The organism is Nocardioides sp., from assembly GCF_047607365.1.
Taxonomy (GTDB): domain Bacteria; phylum Actinomycetota; class Actinomycetes; order Propionibacteriales; family Nocardioidaceae; genus Nocardioides.
On record NZ_JASGDD010000018.1, the window covers coordinates 1 to 5,545 of the forward strand.

Genomic DNA, 5,545 nt, shown 5'->3' on the forward strand with positions numbered 1-5,545 from the left:
GCCGCGCCGCGCGGGGGCTACGCCGCGGTCGCGGCCGGAGCGCGGTCGCGCGGCGCCGCGACGAGGCAGATGAGAGCGGCCACCGCGATCAGGCATCCGGAGACGAGGAAGCCGCGGGCGTAGCCGGCGTTGAGCGCCTCGAGAGGCGGTCCGTCGTGGTGGCGCGTCACGGCGCCGGCGATGGCGACCAGGATCGCGAGCCCGATGCTGCCGCCGATCTGGCGGGCGGCGTTGAGGAGTCCGCTGGCCAGCCCGGCCTCGGCCGGGTCGACGCCGGTCGTGCCCATCGAGGTGTTGGCCACCAGACAGGCGCCGAGCCCGATGCTGCCGACGACCGAGGGGCCGAGCATGTTGCCCACGAAGCCACCCTCGGTGCGGATGAGGCCGAACCAGCCGATCCCGACCGCGGTCAGGGCGAGTCCGCCGGCGACGGGAAGCCATGGTCCGCGAGCCGCGACGAGTCGCATGCCGACGACGGTCCCGACGACGGTGCCCACGCTGAACGGAACGAACGCCAGCCCGGCCTCCAGCGGCGTGTAGGACAGCACGTTCTGCAGGTAGAGGGACGCGAGGTAGAACGCCCCGAACTGGCCGAGCGCGATGAAGAACACCAGCACGCACGCGACCGCCAGGGACCGCTGGCGCAGCAGGCCGAGCCTGACCAGCGGCTCGGCGGCGAAGCGTGCCTCGACGAGGACGAACGCCGCGCCCAGGGCGACGGCGAGACCGAGGAAGCCGAGGGTGTGGGCGGAGCCCCAGCCGTGGCGATCGGTGCGCACGACGGCGTACACGAGCGAGGTGGTCGCCGCGGTGACGAGCACCGCGCCGGCGACGTCGAGGCGCGGGCGGCCGCGGTGCAGGTTGCGGATCCCGGCCACCGCGAGGGGGACGGCGACGGCCGCGATCGGGACGTTGACGAAGAAGACCCAGCGCCAGTCCAGCCATTCGGTCAGCGCCCCGCCGAGCAGGACCCCCGCGGCGCCGCCGACGCCCATCACCGCCGCCCACACGCCGAGGGCACGCCGGCGCTCGGGGCCCTCGGCGAACGAGGTGGTGATCACAGTGAGGCTGACCGGCAGCAGCAGTGCGCCGGAGACCCCCTGGACCGCCCGGGCGGCGACGAGCTGGCCCGGCTCGGTGGCGAGGCCGCCCGCCAGCGAGGTGAGCCCGAAGACGCTCAGCCCGGCGATCGCGGCGGTGCGCTGGCCGAACAGGTCGGCAACGCGTCCGCCGAGGAGCAGCAGGCCGCCGAAGGTCAGCGTGTAGGCGTTGACCACCCACTGCAGGTCGGAGGCGTGGAAGCCGAGGTCGTCGCGGATGGACGGCAGCGCCACGTTCACGACGGTGATGTCGAGGACCACCATGAGCTGGCACAGGCACACGACGGTGAGGACCAGGCCGGGGCGGGCCGGGGCGGGAGTGGTCGCGGTGGTCGTCGTCACGGTCAGTCCAGACCCGTGCGGCCGGGGGCCCAGAAGGGCTTGGTGACCACGTCGCGGCGGCCCCAGCCACGGTCGCGGACGAGGTGGTCGCGCACCATCTGGATCGTCCCGGCCTCGCCGGCGACATAGGCGGTGCCGGGCTCCTCGGGCAGTTCCAGGGCGGCGAGGGCGTCGACCAGGAGCTGGGAGCGCACCGCGCTGGCGCCGTTGCGGTGCGTCCGGCTCACCGCTCCGGGCAGCGGCAGCTCCTCCGCGGCGGTGTCGGTCTCGATGACGGCGTACGTCGTGGCGTCCTCGCCGAGGCCCCGGATCATCGGCCCGAAGGCCGCCTGGGCGGTCTCCTCGCCGACGAAGAGGTGGTAGGCGCCGGTGCGGGTGACAAACGAGCCGTACGGCTTGATCAACCGCACCTCGTCGCCGACTGTGGCCTCCCGGGCCCATCGGGCGCCGGGTCCGTCGCCGTGGTCGAGGACCCGCAGCTCGATCGCGTCGCCGGCGTAGTCCCACACCGTGTAGGTGCGAAGCGCTCCGAGGAGGCGATCCACGAGCGCGTTGGCCGATCCGACCTGGATGCGCGCATGGTGGCCCGGCACCCAGGACAGGCCGACGAGGCCCGGCCCGGCCAGCGTGAGCGCGTGGTAGCGACCGGCATGGTCGGCCGCGCTCACCGTCGCCGTGACCAGGAGCGGGTCGATCAGGCGCCTCGTCGTCATGAAATTAGGTTAGCCTTACCTATATCTGATCTTCAAGGAAAGGTGCGACTGCGCCCGTCTCGCCGACTGAGCATCGACTTGTCGTTAGGGCAGGCTTACCTCAATACTTGGATCCATGAGGCCTCATCGTCGACGCACGCCGCTGGATCACGTCATCCTGGCGGGCGGCCTCGAGGACCTCATCCAGCTTCGCGAGGAGGCGGCCGCGCTCGCGCCGGACGCCTACGGCCAGGTGGTGCTCGAGCTCCCCGCCGGCACGCCGCTGCCCGAGCTGAGCCTGCCGTCGCGGTTCACCGTCTATCGCGTGGACCGCGACGACGACCGGCCCGGCGCCGCGCTGGCCGGCGTGGTCGAGACGTGGCGCTCGGAGTGGGCCCTCGACGAGCCCACAGCCGACCGCACCGTCCGCGTGTGGATCGGCATGATCGCCACCCCCGACGTCATCTGAGCGACGCCGCCCCCTCGGGCGGCGACGAACGTTCGATGGCGTGCGTCAGGCGCGATCGGTGTCGACGAGCCAGGCGATCCCCTCGGCCACTCCCCCGCGCCACCATGCGTAGTCGTGGCCGCCGTTGTGGATGCTGACCTCCAGCTCCACCCCGGCCGCGCGGAGGCGGTCCGCCAGCGCTCGGTGGGGGCCGTCGAGCACCCACTCCTGCGAGCCGTGCCCCAGGAACACGCGTACGCCGGCGGGCGGGTCGAGGTCGAGCAGTCCGTCCTGCCACAGCGAGGCCGAGTGCGACACCACGCCCGCGACCGCGTCGGGGCGGGTGAGCCCGAGCCGCAGCGCGGTGAGACCGCCGAGGCTCTGCCCGACCACCCCGACCGCGCCCGGCCCGGGAGTCACCCCGCGGAGCCCGCGCACCCACGGGATCAGCTCGTCGACGACGTACGACGCCCCGGAGCCGTCCGAGGAGAGGTCCTGCCAGCGGGCGTCCCGGCCGCCGGAGTCCACGAGCACCGCCCGGACCGGGCCGACGCCGTCGGCGAGGAGGTTGTCGAGCGTCGTCGGGAGCGACTGCAGACCGGCCCAGACCTCGCCGTCGAGAACGACGATCAGCGGCACCTCCGCACCGAGCGCGACGCCGGGCGGGTCGTAGAGCCAGACCCGGCGACCGCCGGGCGCCGCCGTCTCCTCGACCGCGCCGCGCGCGACGCCGGGACGCTCGGCGAGCCAGGGCTGCGGCGGGGCGTCGGGGCCCTCGACGACCGACTGCCGGACGCCGGCGCGGTTGTGGCACGAGAGGGGGTTGCCGGGGTCGGGGAGGCCGCGGTCCAGCGTGGCGCGGATGGCCACCTGGTCGCCGCGCTCGCCGGCCAGCCAGGGGGCGGGCTCGCCGCGACGCTGCACGAGGAAGGCGTAGGAGGCACGCCAGTCGGCGCCCATCCCGAAGGTCGCGTGCCAGACCCCGTCGCTTCGCTCCAGGAGCGTCTGGTCCAGCTGGGTCTCGTCGGTGAGCCGGTTGGCGAAGAGCAGGACCGCCTCGGCCTCGCCGTCCGGATCGGGCCACACGAAGGTGAAGCGGTCGCCGTCGACGGTGGTGCGCGCGGGCACCGGATCGGGCGACGGGAGGCGCGGGATCGGGTGCGGGCGGGGCACCTTGGGCGGCCGCCGGCCCGCCGGGACGCTCACGGCCGCACCTCGGGGATCACCAGCGGCGTGCCGGTCACGGGGTCCTCGATGATCCGCACCCGCAGGTCGTAGACCTGCTCGATCAGCTCGGCCGTGACCACCTCCCGCGGCGGTCCCTGCGCGAGGATCCGCCCGGCGCGCATGACGACCAGATGATCGGCGTAGCGGAACGCCAGGTGCAGTTCGTGCAGCACGGTGACGACCGTCTTCCCGCCTCCGACGAGCCGGCGGGCCAGGTCGAGCACCTCGAGCTGGTGGGCGAGGTCGAGGTACGTCGTCGGCTCGTCGAGCAGCAGGAGCTCGGTCTCCTGGGCCAGGGCCATCGCCAGCCACACCCGCTGCCGCTGGCCGCCGGAGAGCTCGTCGACGTGACGGTCGCGCAGCCCGGCGACGTCGGCGGCCGCCATCGCGGCCTCGACCGCCCGCTCGTCCGCCTCCGACCACTGCCGGAAGAGCCCCTGATGCGGGTAGCGGCCCCGGGCCACGAGGTCGGCCACCCCGAGGCCGTCGGGCGCGATAGGGCTCTGCGGGAGCAGTCCGATCCGGCGGGCGAGCGCCTTGCCGTCGTACGCCGTCAGGGGCTGTCCGTCGAGGGCGACCGTGCCGCCGGCGGCCGGCAGCAGCCGGGCCAGCGCGCGGAGCAGGGTGGACTTGCCGCAGGCGTTGGGGCCGACGATCACGGTGTGGGCGCGATCGGGGATCTCGAGGTCGAGCCCCTCGATCACACATCCGGCCGCGTGGGAGCCGTAGCCGACGGCGAGGTCGTGGGCGGTCAGGCGGGTCACCGGAGAATCCCTACCCTCCGCCCGCGGCGGAGCGGAGCGATCAGCTGGACGGGGTGGGTCACGTGTTCCTCCGGAGGGCGAGCAGGACGATCAGGTAGAGCCCGCCGAGCGCGCCGGTGACGGCGCCGACGGCCAGCTCGGTCGGCGCGAAGAGCCGCTGGGCCAGCACGTCGCTGACCAGCACGAGCACGGCTCCGGTGAGCGCCGGGCCGGCGAGGCCCGGGGTGGCCGAGCCCGCGAGGCGGCGGGCGATCTGGGGGGCCGCGAGGGCGACGAAGGCGATCGGCCCGGTGGCGGCGGTGGCCACGCTGACCAGGCCGACGCCGACGAGGACGGCCGCGACCCGGACCCGGCCGACGGGGATGCCCGACGCCCTGGCGACGTCGTCGCCGAGCGCCAGCTGGGACAGCGGCCGGGCCAGCGCGACCGCCGCGCCGCCGAGCACGGCGACGACGACGAGCGTGAGGAGGGCGCGCGGCCAGAGCATGGCGTTGAGCGAGCCCGCCAGCCACTGCGCGGCGGTCTGCGCGGCGACCAGGCTGGCGCGGACCACCAGCAGCGTGTTGACGGCGGCGAGGAAGGCGCCGACGCCGAGGCCGGCGAGCACCAGTCGCTGGCCCGTCAGGCCGGCGTGGCGGGTGAGGAGCTGCACGGCGAGCGCGGTGGCGAGCCCGCCGAGGAGCGCGCCGACGGCCACCTCGCGACTGCTGCCGTCGAGCACGATGATCTGCAGCAGCGCGCCCGTGGCGGCGCCGGTGGTGAAGCCGAGGATGTCGGGGCTGCCGAGCGGGTTGCCGGTGACGTTCTGGAAGAGCGAGCCCGACACGCCGAGGGCGGCGCCGACCGCGAGCGCCGCGACGACGCGGGGGGCGCGCAGCTCCTGCACGAAGTAGGCGGCGAGCGGGTCGTCGGCCGACCCGGTCAGCGCGTGCCAGACCGCCGTCGGCCCGAGGCCGTAGTCGCCGACCATGA

Annotated in this window: 6 protein-coding genes; 1 reads left to right on the forward strand and 5 read right to left on the reverse strand. The window is 74.7% G+C overall.

What is annotated here, in order from left to right; translation table 11 throughout:
• Nucleotides 1–17: 17 nt before the first annotated feature.
• Together QM572_RS01720 and QM572_RS01725 are read right to left on the reverse strand one after the other, a co-directional pair.
• Complete coding sequence (locus tag QM572_RS01720) at nucleotides 18–1,442, reverse strand: MFS transporter (protein ID WP_415089377.1); 1,425 nt, start codon at nucleotides 1,440–1,442, stop codon at nucleotides 18–20.
• A gap of 2 nt (nucleotides 1,443–1,444) precedes the next feature.
• Nucleotides 1,445–2,155, reverse strand: a complete 711-nt coding sequence (locus tag QM572_RS01725) for a siderophore-interacting protein (RefSeq protein WP_415089379.1) — start codon at nucleotides 2,153–2,155, stop codon at nucleotides 1,445–1,447.
• A gap of 115 nt (nucleotides 2,156–2,270) precedes the next feature.
• Between QM572_RS01725 and QM572_RS01730 the strand changes: the two genes are divergently transcribed.
• Nucleotides 2,271–2,603, forward strand: a complete 333-nt coding sequence (locus QM572_RS01730; protein WP_415089381.1) for a hypothetical protein — start codon at nucleotides 2,271–2,273, stop codon at nucleotides 2,601–2,603.
• A 45-nt stretch (nucleotides 2,604–2,648) separates the two neighbouring features.
• Here the strand turns inward: QM572_RS01730 and QM572_RS01735 are convergent, their stop codons facing one another.
• The 3 genes from QM572_RS01735 to QM572_RS01745 all read right to left on the reverse strand — a co-directional run.
• Nucleotides 2,649–3,788, reverse strand: a complete 1,140-nt coding sequence (locus QM572_RS01735; RefSeq protein ID WP_415089383.1) for an enterochelin esterase domain-containing protein — start codon at nucleotides 3,786–3,788, stop codon at nucleotides 2,649–2,651.
• Nucleotides 3,785–4,573 (reverse strand): ABC transporter ATP-binding protein, encoded by a 789-nt coding sequence (locus QM572_RS01740; RefSeq protein WP_415089385.1) that lies wholly within the window; start codon nucleotides 4,571–4,573, stop codon nucleotides 3,785–3,787. The genes QM572_RS01735 and QM572_RS01740 overlap by 4 nt, the downstream gene beginning before the upstream one ends.
• 58 nt (nucleotides 4,574–4,631) lie before the next feature.
• Nucleotides 4,632–5,545: FecCD family ABC transporter permease (locus QM572_RS01745; RefSeq protein WP_415089387.1), on the reverse strand; the 914-nt coding region annotated here is incomplete at its 5' end.